The organism is Peribacillus sp. FW305-BF15, assembly GCF_058783805.1.
In genome coordinates this window covers 69,274-85,342 of sequence record NZ_JBYSYV010000024.1, presented here as the reverse complement: position 1 = coordinate 85,342, position 16,069 = coordinate 69,274, and the positions used below count along the sequence as shown (strand labels likewise).

The 16,069-nt window shown below is 36.3% G+C and carries 14 protein-coding genes and 1 pseudogene; 6 read left to right on the top strand and 9 right to left on the bottom strand.

Features of this window, described 5'->3' with window-relative positions; all coding sequences use genetic code 11:
* Positions 1–865: 865 nt before the first annotated feature.
* From AC3WLU_RS21540 to AC3WLU_RS21525, 4 genes and pseudogenes are all read right to left on the bottom strand, one after another.
* Positions 866–2,161 (bottom strand): IS110 family RNA-guided transposase, encoded by a 1,296-nt coding sequence (locus AC3WLU_RS21540; protein ID WP_492597890.1) that lies wholly within the window; start codon positions 2,159–2,161, stop codon positions 866–868.
* A 226-nt stretch (positions 2,162–2,387) separates the two neighbouring features.
* Positions 2,388–2,849: a GNAT family N-acetyltransferase gene (locus AC3WLU_RS21535; RefSeq protein WP_492597889.1), complete on the bottom strand. Its 462-nt coding sequence runs from the start codon at positions 2,847–2,849 to the stop codon at positions 2,388–2,390.
* Positions 2,850–3,018: 169 nt separating this feature from the next.
* Positions 3,019–3,525 (bottom strand): annotated as a pseudogene (locus AC3WLU_RS21530) (DNA topology modulation protein).
* 412 nt (positions 3,526–3,937) lie between these two features.
* Positions 3,938–4,762 (bottom strand): MBL fold metallo-hydrolase, encoded by an 825-nt coding sequence (locus AC3WLU_RS21525; protein WP_106027935.1) that lies wholly within the window; start codon positions 4,760–4,762, stop codon positions 3,938–3,940.
* Positions 4,763–5,230: 468 nt separating this feature from the next.
* Between AC3WLU_RS21525 and AC3WLU_RS21520 the strand changes: the two genes are divergently transcribed.
* On the top strand, positions 5,231–6,577 hold the full coding sequence (locus tag AC3WLU_RS21520) for an arsenic transporter (protein WP_106027972.1): 1,347 nt from the start codon (positions 5,231–5,233) through the stop codon (positions 6,575–6,577).
* A 34-nt stretch (positions 6,578–6,611) separates the two neighbouring features.
* Positions 6,612–7,286, top strand: a complete 675-nt coding sequence (locus AC3WLU_RS21515) for a DUF2642 domain-containing protein (RefSeq protein ID WP_492597888.1) — start codon at positions 6,612–6,614, stop codon at positions 7,284–7,286.
* A 428-nt stretch (positions 7,287–7,714) separates the two neighbouring features.
* Here the strand turns inward: AC3WLU_RS21515 and AC3WLU_RS21510 are convergent, their stop codons facing one another.
* Together AC3WLU_RS21510 and AC3WLU_RS21505 are read right to left on the bottom strand one after the other, a co-directional pair.
* Positions 7,715–7,852, bottom strand: a complete 138-nt coding sequence (locus AC3WLU_RS21510; protein WP_492597887.1) for a hypothetical protein — start codon at positions 7,850–7,852, stop codon at positions 7,715–7,717.
* Between the two features lie 207 nt (positions 7,853–8,059).
* A complete protein-coding gene (locus tag AC3WLU_RS21505) occupies positions 8,060–9,229 on the bottom strand; it encodes a serine hydrolase domain-containing protein (protein WP_492597886.1) in 1,170 nt (389 codons plus the stop codon).
* A gap of 467 nt (positions 9,230–9,696) precedes the next feature.
* On the opposite strand from AC3WLU_RS21505, the gene AC3WLU_RS21500 reads away from it, so the two are divergent.
* From AC3WLU_RS21500 to AC3WLU_RS21490, 3 genes are all read left to right on the top strand, one after another.
* Positions 9,697–11,280 carry a vanadium-dependent haloperoxidase gene (locus tag AC3WLU_RS21500; protein ID WP_492597885.1) on the top strand — a complete coding sequence of 528 codons (1,584 nt, stop codon included), beginning with the start codon at positions 9,697–9,699 and terminating at the stop codon, positions 11,278–11,280.
* 408 nt (positions 11,281–11,688) lie between these two features.
* Positions 11,689–12,600, top strand: a complete 912-nt coding sequence (locus AC3WLU_RS21495; RefSeq protein WP_440440329.1) for a DMT family transporter — start codon at positions 11,689–11,691, stop codon at positions 12,598–12,600.
* Between the two features lie 32 nt (positions 12,601–12,632).
* Positions 12,633–12,962, top strand: coding sequence for a tRNA-binding protein (locus tag AC3WLU_RS21490; protein WP_063236308.1), 330 nt, complete (start codon positions 12,633–12,635; stop codon positions 12,960–12,962).
* Positions 12,963–13,293: 331 nt separating this feature from the next.
* On the opposite strand, the gene AC3WLU_RS21485 is transcribed toward AC3WLU_RS21490, so the two are convergent.
* Complete coding sequence (locus AC3WLU_RS21485) at positions 13,294–13,740, bottom strand: DUF3888 domain-containing protein (RefSeq protein WP_492597884.1); 447 nt, start codon at positions 13,738–13,740, stop codon at positions 13,294–13,296.
* Positions 13,741–13,864: 124 nt separating this feature from the next.
* Entirely contained in the window at positions 13,865–14,371 is a 507-nt protein-coding gene (locus AC3WLU_RS21480; protein WP_106027938.1) for a hypothetical protein, read from the bottom strand.
* 369 nt (positions 14,372–14,740) lie between these two features.
* Here AC3WLU_RS21480 and AC3WLU_RS21475 point away from each other — a divergent pair, with 369 nt between their 5' ends.
* Positions 14,741–14,944: an alpha/beta-type small acid-soluble spore protein gene (locus tag AC3WLU_RS21475; RefSeq protein ID WP_034315006.1), complete on the top strand. Its 204-nt coding sequence runs from the start codon at positions 14,741–14,743 to the stop codon at positions 14,942–14,944.
* 576 nt (positions 14,945–15,520) lie between these two features.
* Here AC3WLU_RS21475 and AC3WLU_RS21470 read toward each other — a convergent pair.
* A complete protein-coding gene (locus AC3WLU_RS21470; protein WP_492597883.1) occupies positions 15,521–16,006 on the bottom strand; it encodes an HIT family protein in 486 nt (161 codons plus the stop codon).
* Between the last annotated feature and the right edge of the window lie 63 nt (positions 16,007–16,069).

Genomic DNA, 16,069 nt, shown 5'->3' with positions numbered 1-16,069 from the left:
GCCCAGTAGATTACCGGGTTCATGCCCTCAAGGCTGCCTAAGTAAATAAAGTGTCTAACTTTTTGGGTTCACTTCATATTTCGGCCTTCTTGTTGAACTAAAGCACCTGTTAGTTCATTAAGGATTATTGTAGAGTTGACACAAACTGTGACGCAAATGAGACGGTATGAAAATTAATTATATGAGTTCGATCTGCTTTGTTTCTTATGTTGGGATAATCGATAAAGTCCACTAATGAGGTAGTACAGAAAGAAGTAACCAAAAAGAATAATGGTAGGTACTATATTGGTAAAGATATTTATAAAAATAAAACCTAAAATGAGGAAAGTTAAAGATACTATAAAGTTAAATTTAAAGCTTTTATTACTATTCAACAAAATCACCTCTAACTAATTTTACCATTAAAAAACCTTTTTGGAAATAATCCTCACAGTCCAAAAACACTATGCTTGTTGAACTATCCTCCCTCAATAAACTAAACACAATCTCACGATTGCTCTAGAATTCTTAGGATTTCATAGTCATATCATTAACCGTTATCTATGTAAGCTCGGCATTACGCCTCAAGAATAGGGATTTACCGAAAAAAGTGCATGCTAAACTAGCCAATCATAGGAAAAAATTGGTTTAAACAATGTTATGATCGCACTTTAGGATATCCACATGTCTCATGGAGGTCAACCCTCCCATGTCTCACAGAGTCGATGCTCCTACATTCCTCGTTCAACCTTTCCATGAGGTGGATGTCGGTCTTAATGCCCCACAGGATCTAAGTCCTCACGTTAGTTGCTTTGCCGACTAATCCGTGCTTCACTTTTAAATGAGTGTTAATTAAATGACCGTGTAACCATAAAAATCCGATGAACTATGCGACTGTTTGATGTGCTACAAATGTTGCCATATGAGGGATATCCTTTAACATCTTGTCTTCTTGAAACGTAAATTGTTTTTTACCGATTGAAAACAGAATTCGAATAAGCTTGTTACACAAGGCTATCAGAGATTGCATTTTCTTTAAGGGATTGTGGGAACGTGTTGTGTAATATATATGAAGAGCTTTAAAAGCCTTGTTCTTTGCCACCAGTATCATGGCTGCCCGGAATAAGAGAGCCCTCAATTTCTTTCGTCCCCGTTTGGTAATCTTGGTCTGACCTTTGTGCTTTCCGGATGTGTTTTCTTTTAAACTTAAACCTGCTAATTTTATGATTTGGCGAGGATGTTGATAGTCTCTGAGGTCGCCGACCTCTGCGAAAAACCCTGCTACAGTATCTCGACCAATCCCTGACACCTCTAACATCTGTGTGACACCTGGGATATGGTCTAATAACTGATCTAATTGATGATCTAATTCTTCGAATTTCATTTGAATAAAATCATACTTCTCTAATAAAGCTCTCAACTCTAATTTCGCCATAGCTGCCCCTTGACGAATACCAATCGAACGATTGGCTGCTTCTTTAAGTGCTCGTATCTTCTTTAAGCCTATACTGCGTTTTACCACTTGTCTTAAGGAAAGTAAGAGCTCTTCATCCGTATACTTAACAAGTTCATAGGGCAAGGCTTCTAGCTTTAGAAAATGAATAGCTGCCTTGCCTTCCCAACTTTTGAACACCGTCAAAAATTCAGGAAAGTAACGATCAAGCCAGTTATGAACTTGTCCCTGAACGACCTGTAAGTCAACGTTGAGAAGATCGCGAAGTTTTTTTGCCACTCGGAGTTCTGCATAAATTCCTTGTGGAATTGTTGGTTCGGCGTATCTTCCGTCCTTGACTAACTGTGCGATGACTTTTGCATCTTTCACGTCATTTTTTGTAGGTGAATTATCGTCTAATTCTTTACTTCGTTTAACATGTAGTGGATTGACAGATACGAACTTAATATTATTCTCTTTTAGAAGATGAGCTAGATTTAACCAGTAATGACCAGTTGGCTCCATGCCTACAATCACTTGATCTAGCTTACACTCTTTAACAAGTTGGTTAATCCAATCTAGAAACGAATGAAATCCTGCTTTCGTATTTTCAAAGAAACACGTTTTACCCAGTTCCAATCCTCTAAAATCTTGTGCTCTCGCGACATGATTGTGCTTGGCGATGTCAACTCCGACAATTAAGGTTTCAGAAGTAATTTGAGTGATTTTATGATTTTGGTTATAATTCATTGTGAGGCCTCCGATAGATGTTTTTGTCCTTTTTAGCTGGCCAGCTCAGGACACATTCATCTTATCAAGAGGTCTTTTTTCGTTCAAACCTCATTTTCAGTTATTATAGGAATGCTGCCCCTTAAGTGCCATAAGAAAAAGGCTGCCTCAGCATCCTCCCTTATAGAAGTAAAGCACCGTTAGTTCAACAAGAAACTCATCTTGTGTTCCTTTTATGTACCTAAAATTAAATACAACATTTTTCATACTTAAATAACAAAAGCTTTTCAGTTAGCTGAACTTCTCCTATTTTTTCATAGCCGAATTTCTCATAAAAATATTGATTTCTTTTGTTTAAATATGGAGTATATAAACGCCAAATTTTTATTAATGGAAATTCAGCCTCAATTAATTTCATTATCTTTGTTCCAAGACCTTTATTTTGATATTCGTTTGCTATGAATAGTTTATCTAATAACAGTATATTTTCTTTTTTACGGAGATCTATTCCACCGATAATGTTGTTATTTGACCATATTGTGTAATGGATATAGTGTTCAATATTTTCGATTAATTTCTCAGGTGTCTCATTTACAGGAGTTGTATCGTGGTCTTGGTATAACTTATAGTCTTCTGCAAAAGCCTTTTTCTGAATGGCCAACAACCTATCTACTTCAGTTAAACTTGTTCTTTTGATGGTGATTTCCATCTGTGATGCACACCCTTTATTTAAATTTCTCTGTTATCTACATATTCTATACAAATTGTGAATTATCCTTGTTCAACTAATCTGCCCCGTTAGTTCCATAAGATTTTGTTTAGCTAACGGGTGAATTAACTGAAAATCGGAGCTGTCCATAAGGCAGCTTTAGATATAGTTATTGCACTTTTTCCAAAAAATATTGGACATCTTTTGGTGATTTTAAGATAATAATTTCTTTATCTTTAGACAACTGATCAAGTGTCTCTAAAATTTTGGGTCTTTTCGTCTTGGGATACGCCCATATCCATTTAAAAAACTCAAAGGAAAACCTTTCTTCGCAACCTTCTCCCATATCTGGTCTTGTTTTATTTCGATATAGGAGAATTCTTTTAAATGCAAGAAAAACGCAAATTGTTCTCGGAATATCAAGAAAGATTATTGTATCGGCTGCATTAAGTCTTATCTCCATTGTCCCGCCATAGTTCCCATCAATAATCCATTCTTCATCTTTAACTAAATCCTTTTACACTTTTCTTTGTTCATCTCTTGGAACACCTACCCAATTAGGCTTCCAGAATAATGCATCAAGATGATAAACATTTCTTTTTAACTTTTCGCCTAACTGCTTTGCTAAAGTGGATTTTCCAGAACCACCCGAACCAATAATTACAATTTTTTTCACCAGATACCTCCCCTTATAGAAGCAAACTAATTGTACGAAGACACAAAGATAAGTACATTGGGGACGTGAATTTGAGTACATAGAGTTATTAATCCCTCAAAACCGCACCAATTCAATCTCTAAACTGTTTTGAGATACAAAATCGAGTACATTATAAACAATACAGTCATACAAATTTATCTGTAAACACAAAGTGGAAGGAATATCTATACCCTCCCCTTTTTCGAACAACATATATTTTTAATCTTCTTGATAAAAAGATTGATCATTTTTGTGTTCCCTAATCAACTAACGCACCCGTTAGTTCATTAAGAAAAGCGAACCTATTCAAGAATGCAGCTGATTGATGAACAAAAAAATCCTGTGCATCAACACAGAACCTTTGATAAAACATTTTAAAAACGATCAGGCTTTATGTAGTAAACAACGTTCCATTTAGTGCTTTAACGTACCTAGTTGCAGATTTTTGAACTTGGTTATGGGCTTCTTCTTTAATTACTCGGTGAAAAGCGTCATATAACCGACCAAACTTAAATTCATTAACCCGATTTGCGATTCTTTCTACTGTTACACTGGGCATTGGGATGAAGTTTGGATAACTATACATAAAACTTACCCATTGGCGATCAGCAACAATCCGAATGATATCCCCAGTCAGTAATATTCCGTTCTGGCTGAATCCGTTTTTCCATTCTAAAACGGTGCCGCCTTTAAAATGTCCACCAATTCTCTGAAGTATGACACCTTGCTGTAATTCAAGCGATTCTCCAGACCAGAAAATGATTTTTTCGCTTGGCCTCGTTACCCAGTCTTTTTCATCCTCATGAATATAAATCGGAGCGTCAAAAGCTTCGGCCCATTCCACTTGACTAGAGAAATAGTGAGGGTGAGATAACGCTATAGCATCAATTCCACCTAAATCTTCAATTTGCGTAATCGTATCTTGATCAATATATGTAATACAGTCCCATAATAAATTAAAATTCTTATCTTTTATTAGATAAGCAGTTTGTCCGATTCCAAAATTCGGAATAGTATTTATGCTATATAACCCCTCTTCGTCAAGATTAATAGAATTTTTAAATATCCCATCTTTTTTCATCATTTCTAATGTTGTCCATGTTTGCCCTTTAGGACTAACATATTGTCTTTCTTCCCCGCAAATCAAACATTGATTAGGTACTTCTTTAGAGCTTTCATATTGGACTCCACATGTCTCACAAATATAATTAACCATAACCTTTCCCCCCGTATCTACAAAATATTAACATTAATTATTATATATAAATATGATAAAAATTTTAATTTAATGCTCAATTCCACTTCCTTTATGTTTGAGTTATATATAAAAAAAATACAAATTCTTTTAATGGTCATTTATTCAACAATCTGGCCCAATTGTTGAACAAAGAGTAAACAGCTTCAATTTAATAATAAGGGTTAATTCTTGTAATTAGGCATGTTCTTCTATCTTGACATGTGTAATTACTTGAATCGTTGTTTTTTAGACTCTAGAGGATTTTTCGGAAAAACGGGTACAAACCTAAAGCCTTTCTTAAACGTGATACATAAAATACAGTACAACATCACAGGAGGGATAGATGTAAGGGGGGGACAAGAGTGGACTTGCTCAATAAACGGGTTAGGTCGTCTCATGAAAACATCATGAAAACTAGCTAGAAAGAAGGAGAAAAATATGCAACCGATGGTTTGGATAACCGTTTTATCTTTTTTGGTTACCCTCGGATTGATTCTTTGGAGGCCTAGAGGCATTAATGAAGCTATACCTGCCACGATAGGTGCGATTATTGTCATACTCAGTGGAAGTGTTTCTCTATCAGACCTGGGTTTAATTGCAGAAACGATAAGCGGTGCTGCGATAACTATTATGGCAACGATTGTAATGGCGATTGTCTTAGAGAGTTTTGGATTCTTTAACTGGGTGGCAGAGAAGCTTGCGGAAAAAGCAAATGGGTCTGGCATCAGATTATTCTGGTATGTCAATCTTTTATGTTTTCTCATGACACTCTTTTTCAATAACGATGGAAGTATCTTAATTACAACCCCAATTCTAGTCATGTTATTAAACAACATGGGCTTAAAAAACCATCAAAAAATTCCGTATTTGCTGTCTGGAGCCTTAATTGCGACTGCTTCGAGTGCTCCAATAGGTGTAAGTAACATTGTCAATCTGATCGCTCTAAAAATCGTGCATATGAGCTTGTATATGCATACGGCGATGATGTTTGTTCCTGCCACGCTTGGTTTACTACTGCTGGCTTGGCTCTTGTTCCTTCGCTTCAAAAAAGTCTTACCGAAAACCGTTCCTACTAAGATTACTGGGCGGTCACACCCTTCTTACCATCCACTTAAGCCAAGTCCTATGAAACATGGTTCAGAGAAGGAACGTACAAGGTTTATGCGAAACGTCCTGCTGTTTGTATTTGCAGTCCGTGTCAGTCTATTTGTAGCTTCGTTTCTTTCCATTCCAGTTTCTCTTATGGCTGTAATTGGCTCTCTGGTCCTTTTAGGATGGAGATGGGCTTATTTAAAAATACCTCCAACCGATATGCTGAAAAAAACGCCGTGGTATATTATCGTGTTCGCTTTTAGTATGTATGTGATTATTTACGGTCTAAATAATATCGGTCTAACAGACTGGTTGATTCAATTTATGCGTCCAATGGTTTCTGGAAGCCTGCTCAATGCAAGTGTGATGATGGGTGTACTTCTATCAGTACTCTCAAATATTTTTAATAATCACCCTGCACTCATGATTGGAACCCTAACGTTAACGGAAATGAATCTAGATTTACTCTCCTTGAAAATCGCCTATCTGGCAAACGTTATTGGCAGCGACATGGGTTCCTTACTACTTCCAATGGGAACGTTGGCTACGCTGATGTGGATGCACATTGTAAAGCGTGGAAAAGTGAGAATCACATGGTGGGAATATATAAAAGTAACAGCTGTCGTTATACCGCCTACTGTATTATTCACATTAGTGGTTTTATATTATTGGGTATCTTGGCTCTTTGGTGGAGCACTTTAAGGATAAAGCAATATGAGGAAAAAGGAGAATAAATATGCTTTCTGATTTTGTAGATTTAATGGGAAAATATATCGAGGTGGAAATTTCCGGAGGAGAATTTCGCAAGGGAATCCTAATAGATGCTGGGTTGGACATCATTGTTTTAAACGATGGCAGGACAAATTCATTCCTCTACATTCCATTTGTTCATGTTCAAAGATTGAAAAAAGCCAGTTTAGATGAAGAATATACCTCTTTTAACCCTCCTTCAGAAAAACCTATTGAAGCTGATACCATTTCGTTTCGTAAAGTATTAACTATTGCTAAAGGTTTGTTTGTCAAAGTTTACGTCACAGGGAATAAATCCATTCATGGTTATATAACCAGCATTATGAACGACTATTTTGTCTTTCACTCCCCAGTGTACAAAACAATGTTTATTTCGATGAATCATGTTAAGTGGCTAATTCCGTATTCTCCTAATACAATACCGTATTCTTTAAACAAGGAAAATCTACCCCTTGTGCCTATATCCACTCCTTTATCCAGATCCTTTTATGAACAGTTGAAAAGATTGGAAAATCAACTAGTGATTATTGATGGTGGAGACCATACTGAAAAAATAGGCTTACTCCAAAAGGTTCGAAATAACAAAATGATGCTGATAACAGCTGAAGGGGAAACGATTTATCGGAATTTAGAGCATATCAAAACAATACAATTACCGTAAATACCTTATGTAATTGATAAGGAACTCAATAAACTCATCTTTATACAAGAATAAGTAGGCAGGTGATGTTCACATGAGCAAACAATATAAACAAAAAGAATAATCCACCCTGTTTTTGCTGACGAGGATGGATTACTCAATTACTGCTATAATTGTTTGTTGGATCGTGACGTTTGAGTCACGATCTTCTTTATGGTGTACCACATATTGTTATTATATGTTGTTTGGTTGAATTTTGTTTAAGGTAGAAAAAATTTTGTAGTTCTATTCTCATGTATTATCTCCCCTAATTAATTAAGTCAATCTTAATTGGCACACCCAATAAAATAACTTTTAAAATCCCTTGTATTTAAATATTTATGCATTTATTCTTCAACTAAACTCGCCCCCGATAGTCCCCTAAGAGAAACCTGTTAGTTAAAGAACGTTTATTTCTTATCTCTAATTTCTTCTAAAATTTCTATTACACGATTGTTTTGTTTTTCTATTTTTTTTAACCTTTTTTCAATAATACTTGATGAAAAAAATACAATAAATATAAGAGCTATTCCAATAAACAATTCCATATTAATCCTCCGGTGAATTCAGTTTATGTTTAAGAACATAACTTTACTAACCTATATTTTCCAGATCCTATGCATGCAACTATCCTGCCCCGATAGTTCCATAACAAAAAAGCTGCCTTAAAGACAGCTCCGATCTTCAGTTAACGCAATCGTTAGGTCAATAAAAAAGCTTACCACTATGGTTGATGAGGTGTATTTTTATTTTGCCTACTTGCTAAATTCAGCAAGTAAAATATTTTTAAAAGGATTAGGACTGTTATCCCTACCCAAACTGTTCAAACTGACGACCAACGTATGCTTGCCTCCAAGTGTACCTCCAGCAATAGTAGAAAACCCTAGAATGCCACCTGTGTGTCCCCATATCGAGACACCGTTTGGAAGCTTGGTTTCAAATATTCCAAGACCATATCCATCAATTCCTGCTCTTCCTGTAGGAACTGTAGTAAGCATTTGTTTTAGTTGCTGTTCCTTCAGTAATTTGCCACCAAGCAAGGAAGAGAAGAATTTATTTAAGTCGTCAGCAGTGGAAATCATATCTCCAGCCGAGCTACCTGCACTTGGGTTATAATAGGTAACGTCTTTTATCTCACTTGCTTCGTCTGGTTGGGAATATCCCCGAGCGTGCTTGGTGCCTGGAATAACGCTTGAATTTCCAGGCAGGAATGTCTCCGACAATTCAAGCGGTTCAATAATCCGATTTTCAATCTCTTCCGCGTAGCTGTTTCCGGTTACTTTTTCAATAAGAATACCCAGTAATACGTATCCTGTGTTTGAATAGGACCAGCCCTTTCCTGGGTCAAAGTCTGGGGGCAGCGAAATCCCCATCTTCACTAGTTCTTCAGCCGTATACGATTTTTTTGTATCCATAAAATCAGCGTCTTTTGACCTTGAGTATTCAGCGATACCGCTTGTATGGTTCAATATCTGCCGGATGGTAATCTGTTTATCATCATATCCGTTTCCTTGAATGATACCAGGCAACCATTTTTCGATGGAGTCGTCTAGACTCAAGCGGTTCTCTCCAGCTAATTGAAGTACAACCGTTGCGGTGAACGTCTTCGTCACACTGCCAATGCGAAAACGAAAATCTGTTTTCATTGGTTTCTTGTTGCTCAGATTCGCTACCCCAGCGGCATAACCCCACGTTTTTCCATCATCGGAAGTTTTAGCAAGTATCCCTGGGAATCCAAGTTGCAATGTATCCCGCATTGCTTGCTTGACGGAATTATGACCTCGTTGAGTGCTTGTTTGTATCGAACTAGTTACATTTTGAGTAGGCTCTACTTTTGCAATTGAGGGTTGCGATGTGTATAGCAGGGAACTTCCCGTTATTAATAGGGCCAGACTTGCAAATGTAATTTGACTGCGTATTTTCATAAGGCATTCCTCTCTTTCTATTAATCTTGTATAGGTGGTTGCTTGTTGTTCCATATGAATCACACAGCTATACTTTGCATAAAATGACTAACCTCGTCTTCATCTTGATACTCATCAATCTCATATTGATTTTCAATGTGCTTTTTTATAAGGGATTGTTCCACTCATTTTACATAATTTTACCATAAAACCAAATAATTAGATTTAAATATCATTTTTCCATTCTCATGGTTTAGTATTTATTGCATAGTTCGAATACAATATGCTTGATGAATATCCTGCCCCTTTAGTTCCATAAAAAAAGGTTGCCTCAGCAACCTCCTTATTGAAGTAAAGCACCCTATAGTTTAAGTATTTTTATTCACAAGATGATTCAAAAACCACTCCAAATCATATCCAATCTATTTGTTAGTTTGTCCAATCCTCTATTTAACTTTTGAATAAGTTATCAAATGGAGGTGTTAAAAATGGATAACGAAGAAAGTATGGATGAATGTAAAATGAAAAATGACAAAATTGCTAAGGACAAAAATTCGTGTCTTCTCGGTCCCTTACCTCCTGCTGAAAGACGCGAGGAGGCATTTGATATTCGTAAGGATGCTGCGAGATTCTATAAAAATCAGCAATTAGTTCACCATCCCTGTAATGGGGATGAAGATAGGTATCCAAATAAAATTGCCAGTTATACAAAAGCATTTCCGCATAATCAGTTAGGCGAGGTAAACATCCAAGCTTATAATAAATATTTAAAAGCATTGGAAACAGGAGACCCTAACGACTTTGAGAAGATTCCACTGGGTGGCGTTGTTAAACTAGTAAATACACAGGGTGCTTATGCATTCGAATTAGTCGGACCTGATAGTCACCAATTGGTTATTCCTGCACCACCAGCCTTTAGCAGTGCTGAAATAGCTGGAGAGATGGTTGAGCTTTATTGGCAAGCATTGGCACGGGATATTCCTTTCAATATATATAATCAAGACCCATTAACAAATGATGCTGCAAAAGAACTTTCCAGCCTGCCTGTTTTTCGGGCACCGAAAAAGAATGGACTAGTCACGACAGGTACCTTATTTCGAGGGAACCTTCAAGGCGACTTAACAGGGCCATATATTTCACAATTTTTATGGAAAGATGTCCCTTTTGTTTCAACTAAAATTATCCAGCGATACCGTACCACTGTTCCTGGGGACGACCATCTAACTTCTTACGACGGCTGGCTGGCTGTACAAAACGGCTCCAGTCCTCCTACCCCAAATCGTTTTGACCCCCTACCTCGCTATATTCGAAATGGCCGGGATTTGGGAGAATGGGTACACAGGGATAGTTCCATTGATGGCGGGTTAATTGCTTGTTACATTTTGCTCAGTTTTGGCAGACAAGCTTTGGATCCGTCCAATCCTTACTTTAACTCTGCAACCCAGGTTGGTTTCACTACCTTTGGACCACCGCATATCTTGGACTTTGTGACAAGAGCTTCGCGTCCGGTTCTTGAGGCAGTTTGGTTCCAAAAATGGCTGGTCCATCGCAGTCTCCGTCCGGAGGAATTCGGCGGCCGAATTCAAAATCAGAAATCGGGTGTTGATTACCCGATCAATCCGGTAGTTCTGAATTCGGAAGCACTTGCCGAAACTTTTAATAAATTCGGCACCTATTTGCTACCTCAGGCATATGCAGAAGGAGCTCCTGCGCATCCATCCTATGTTTCCGGTCATGCAGCACTTATTGGAGCAATGGTAACAATACTGAAGGCCTACTTTAATGAATCGTTTGTAATCCCCGATCCGGTTGTTGCCAGTTCCGATGGTCTTTCCCTCATACCTTACGAAGGTCCGCCGCTTACGATAGGCGGGGAACTAAATAAACTTGCATCAAATATTTCCATCGGCCGGTCGTTCGGTGGTATTCACTACCGCAACGATTATTTCGATGGAATTATGCTCGGAGAATCTATGGCCATTGGGATAATGAGGGATTACAGAAAAACCTATAACGAGTTTTTCAAAGGATTCTCTCTCACAAAATTTGATGGGACAAAGATAACAATCTGAGAAAATAAAAGACACCCTGTATCTTTAAACTTGGTGTCTTTTAGCTTTGTGTCCTTTTTGATTTAACTTCAGATTTGCCAACCAATTTTCACCTCCGCTTCACCATGAGAAAAGCTGCGAAAAAGGCTACCTTATTGAAGTAAAGCACCCGTTAGTTTAAGTACAATCCTTCACAATCTATTCTCAGTAATGTAATTTCCTATTAGCCTGATAACTCAAGCTTAATATTCTTTGCTATAATAAAATTAGTAAAAGAAATGGACTAGGGGTGAACATAATGTATTGGACTCCATTATTTGAAAACGATGTACCAAAAGTACTCTCCCAATCTTAACGGAGAGAACTTTAGAATAGTTATTTCTCTCCGTTAGGGCAACAAGCCTTAAAAAAAATACGGAGGGTACAAACATGAAAAATACACTAATCGGTTCATTGTTTTTAATTTTAGCTTCAAGTATTTGGGGAGGTATGTATGTTGTCGTAAAAGTAGTAGTGGCAGTCATACCACCATTAGAACTTGTATGGATACGTTATCTTATAGCACTTGTTGCGTTAGTATTCATTGGAATTGTTACTAAACAAAAATGGAAAATTAAAAGGAAACATATAGGGATAATAATTGCAATTTCGATTGTAGGATACGTCATTTCTATTGTTACTCAAGAAACGGGTACAATGCTTTCTACTGCACAAATGGGAGCTATTATCACTTCTACAACACCTGCCTTTATGGTTGTGTTTGCTAGTTTAATTCTTAAAGAACGTTTAACTTTTAAGAAAGCTATTTCTGTAAGCTTAGCCACTATTGGTGTCATTATTATCGTTGGAATTGATGATATTAACATGTCTAGTATGCTAGGAGGCATCTCGCTTATTATCGCTGCATTAACATGGGCTTTAATGTCTGTACTTATAAAATGCCTGCCTAGTGATTATTCGCAAATTGTGGTAAATACCTATGCTACTTTAATTGCTTTTGTTGTTCTAACTCCTTTAGTCATCACAAGATTACCTAAAATAAATATTAACGAATTATCAGATCCTACCATATGGGGAGGATTGCTATATTTAGGGGTAATATCAACAGCTATTGCATTTCTATTGTGGAATCGTGGTCTACAAATGCTCAATGCCTCTGGTGGAGGAGTTTTCTTCTTTTTCCAACCTGTTGTTGGAACATTATTAGGTTGGTTGATATTAGGTGAAACCATTAGTATCACCTTTTGGGCTGGTTCTTTCTTAATTCTTTTAGGAGTATTAATTGTTATAAAAGATAGACAAGAAGAACAGAATCAGAATCAATCAAATCTCAATATGTAAAAGAATATACTCAAATAGATGGAGGAATTAAAATGGCAATTTTTGACGATTTTCAAAAAATAGATATGCGTGTGGGAGAAATTATTAAAGCAGAAGCGTTCCCTAAAGCAAGAAAACCAGCATATAAATTATGGGTAGATTTTGGTGAAGAAATAGGGATTAAACAAAGTAGTGCTCAAATAACAGATTGTTATAGTTTAGATGAACTAGTTGGTAAGCAAGTATTAGGAGTAGTTAATTTTCCGCCTATGAAAGTTGCTGATTTTAGTTCAGAAGTTTTGGTGATGGGGACTTATTCGGAACAAGGTGTTGTTCTAATAGAACCTCAACAAAGGGTTAAAAAAGGAGACCGATTAGGATAAGTCCAAAGAACACAAATGATACATTCATTTGTGTTCTTTTTTTACCCTTCTTCAACTATCCTGCCCCGTTAGTTCCATAAGAAACTTCTATGGCGGCCAACCTCGCCGCCACCATCTACTACGAAAATCCAAACTCAAAAATAGAGTCTAACCCATTAACCCCTTGACGATAATGGATGATAACAATACAACCAGGCTGAGCTTTTTTTGGTGGATCTTAAGGAAGATACCCTGTATAAGAAACTGGTTGTGACAGGATGGAAGAACCATTTAGTGTGCTACTAGTACGTATACAAAAATTTTTGTAACAAATCTCCTGTCATATGTATTGTTAATCTTTTTTTGAGGTGATTCTCCTATGGAAGCAATGATTGAACGGTGTGCTGGCTTTTTTTATGTGCTTATAATTTATTAACTCACCCCTTGTATCTACAACAACCTCATCTATTCCATAACTATTATGAGCATCATAATAAGGGTGGACTTTTAGAGTTATCTCATATCCTCCACCAACTCCGTACAGTTGCTTAATTTTGATTATTTCTGTGTCATACGAAGCCCAAGTAAGATTACTTGGTGCCTCTTTATCATTTTTATATATTTCAGCAATTGCTTTATTTACTGGTTGTCTAAGACTATTTATAAGTGCATATTTAAGTGTTTCACAAAGTTCCGTATCAGCTTCATTTATTGTTTTTGAATAAACTGGCTTATTAGAGCTTATTAAGAATATTGCTATCAAAAGCATTACTGCGAAATTTTTCATTTCATCACCCATTTTAGTTTCCTAAGAACTGTTAAGTTTTATTCAATTATTTTCCCCAGATAGTGAATAAAGAAAAAGCTGCCGTATAGACAGCTCCGTTCTCAGCCTAACCACCCGTTTGTAGATTAAGGATTAATTAAAACTTAATGTTTAATAATTCTTTCATTTCAAGAAGAACATCAGTATGTTTTTCTTTTGATAAATACATCATTTTCTGTCCTGCTCCATTTGTTTCTTGCTTCTTTCCGTTCGGTTCTTGAAACATAATCCTTCCATCACTAAAAAAATTCATCGTGTATACTTTGTTATCCATGGTTTCCTTATCGGATAAAACAAAAAAGTAATTCCCTTTTTTATTTAATTCTTTACTCTTCTCCAATAACTCCTTATTAGGAGGTTGCACAACTTCCATTTTGTTCACTTTTTCTATAAAAGCCTGTATTTCATTAATATCTGTAATGACCTTTGAAGTTGACTGGGAAGTTACCCCGTCCTCATCAACACCTTGCACTAATAAAGTTGTATATTCATCTTCATTAGGTATTTCCAAAATTCCACTTTTCGTTTTTGGAGTTTCTAAACTACAAGCATTTAAGAATATTATCATTAAAATGCACATAGAAAACATCTTGAAAATCGTCAAATTTCATCCCTCCATTTCTTCCTTCTACAATATATGTAAATTGAAAAATTATCCATATCCAGTGTACTATCCTTCCCCGATAGCTGCATAAGAAAAAGGCAGCCTAAGCAACCTGCCTTATTGTTAGTTAACACAAACTGTGCAATAGGAGGAGAAAGTCTCTCCCTCAGATTATTTGCCTTTCTTTCTGAATCCCTTCCTTGCGCCCCGGTGACTTCAATGTCTTCCTCTGCTCTCCCTTCTAGATCCACAGGTGGTATTAATTTCAATTAATCATTGCCTTAATTTATTTTGAAATCTATGTATATAACTCTTAACAATATCAAAACCTATGACCAGCAACACATTATATTCATAGGAGCTGACAACATGGCTAGAAATAACAACAATAATCAATTAGTAGTTAATGGTGCAGAGCAAGCTCTAGAACAAATGAAATACGAAATCGCTAGTGAATTCGGTGTTACACTTGGCGCTGATACAACATCTCGTGCAAACGGATCTGTTGGTGGAGAAATTACAAAACGTCTAGTGCAAATGGCTGAACAACAATTAGGCGGAAGAACTCGTTAATCGAAATCATAGTTATTGTTAGGGATAGTGATTGGACTATCCCTATTTATAATTCTCCAAGTAGTCCATTTACAAAAATATTAATGTCTATGTGTAGTTTTTAAATCAAGATTGACCAAAATCCCCTCTTGAAACCACATATGAATCCATTTTGTGAAAATATTGAATAAATGAATTCTTTCCTTATGATTCAGATACAATTGTTATAAAATAGTTTGATTATTTTTAGTAATCCTTAATGAACTACCAAAGTTCTCACGATAATCACCAATTCACATTTGTGTCGATGACTATATTATCATGAGATGCCTGGAACTAAATTGCCGTGCACATACCCCTTATTCAATATGTTTTAGAAAGTCTTCAATCGTTTGTAACAACTTTTCAGGGTACTCCCCATTGATAGCATGAGAGGCGTCTTCAAATAACACCATATTACTTTATGGATTTCTTAAATTTTCTAAACCGATTAAATTGAACGTTATTCAATCCTGCCCCGTTAGTGCCATAAGAAAAAGAGCTGCCAAAGCAACTCTCTTATCGATGTAAAGCAACTGTTAGTGGGACAAGGAAGGATTAAGTGTATAGTTCTTTTTTTAAAGCCTTAATTCCATCAATTACACTTTTTACATTTTCATCATTATTCAATTTGTTTCTTGCATGGAGCAAAACTGGTCTAACGGATTCTACCGAACGTCCAAAATCGTACATCCATTCATATCGAGGAACCATCCAAGTATGAAAATGGTGGGTAGTATCTTCATTATAAAAGTAATAAACATGTTCTATCCCTAATACTTCCCTTTGAGCTTTTCTAATCTTAGATAATAAGTTTATGTAATCAACCTTTTCTAAGTCATTTAATTCGTCAAAGCACTTAATATGGCGCTTAGAGGCTAAAATTACTAAACCTTTAATGGGATATGCAACGTCTTGGTGAGCATGAAAATATTCAGTTTCGACTATTACACCACCATCCGATTCTATTTCCCCACTTGTTAAAGCACAACTTAAACATTCGACTTCAACTGTTTTTCCATTAGACAAAGTAACTTCCCTCATAATTCCCTCCAATATATAAAATTATCTCTCTTAAAAAGATAAAAATAAACAAACCCTTGTTGA

Coding starts and splice junctions, on each gene's coding strand:
- AC3WLU_RS21540 (WP_492597890.1), bottom strand. CDS start 2,161: ATGAATTATAACCAAAATCATAAAATCACTCAAATTACTTCTGAAACC.
- AC3WLU_RS21535 (WP_492597889.1), bottom strand. CDS start 2,849: ATGGAAATCACCATCAAAAGAACAAGTTTAACTGAAGTAGATAGGTTG.
- AC3WLU_RS21525 (WP_106027935.1), bottom strand. CDS start 4,762: ATGGTTAATTATATTTGTGAGACATGTGGAGTCCAATATGAAAGCTCT.
- AC3WLU_RS21520 (WP_106027972.1), top strand. CDS start 5,231: ATGGTTTGGATAACCGTTTTATCTTTTTTGGTTACCCTCGGATTGATT.
- AC3WLU_RS21515 (WP_492597888.1), top strand. CDS start 6,612: ATGCTTTCTGATTTTGTAGATTTAATGGGAAAATATATCGAGGTGGAA.
- AC3WLU_RS21510 (WP_492597887.1), bottom strand. CDS start 7,852: ATGGAATTGTTTATTGGAATAGCTCTTATATTTATTGTATTTTTTTCA.
- AC3WLU_RS21505 (WP_492597886.1), bottom strand. CDS start 9,229: ATGAAAATACGCAGTCAAATTACATTTGCAAGTCTGGCCCTATTAATA.
- AC3WLU_RS21500 (WP_492597885.1), top strand. CDS start 9,697: ATGGATAACGAAGAAAGTATGGATGAATGTAAAATGAAAAATGACAAA.
- AC3WLU_RS21495 (WP_440440329.1), top strand. CDS start 11,689: ATGAAAAATACACTAATCGGTTCATTGTTTTTAATTTTAGCTTCAAGT.
- AC3WLU_RS21490 (WP_063236308.1), top strand. CDS start 12,633: ATGGCAATTTTTGACGATTTTCAAAAAATAGATATGCGTGTGGGAGAA.
- AC3WLU_RS21485 (WP_492597884.1), bottom strand. CDS start 13,740: ATGGGTGATGAAATGAAAAATTTCGCAGTAATGCTTTTGATAGCAATA.
- AC3WLU_RS21475 (WP_034315006.1), top strand. CDS start 14,741: ATGGCTAGAAATAACAACAATAATCAATTAGTAGTTAATGGTGCAGAG.
- AC3WLU_RS21470 (WP_492597883.1), bottom strand. CDS start 16,006: ATGAGGGAAGTTACTTTGTCTAATGGAAAAACAGTTGAAGTCGAATGT.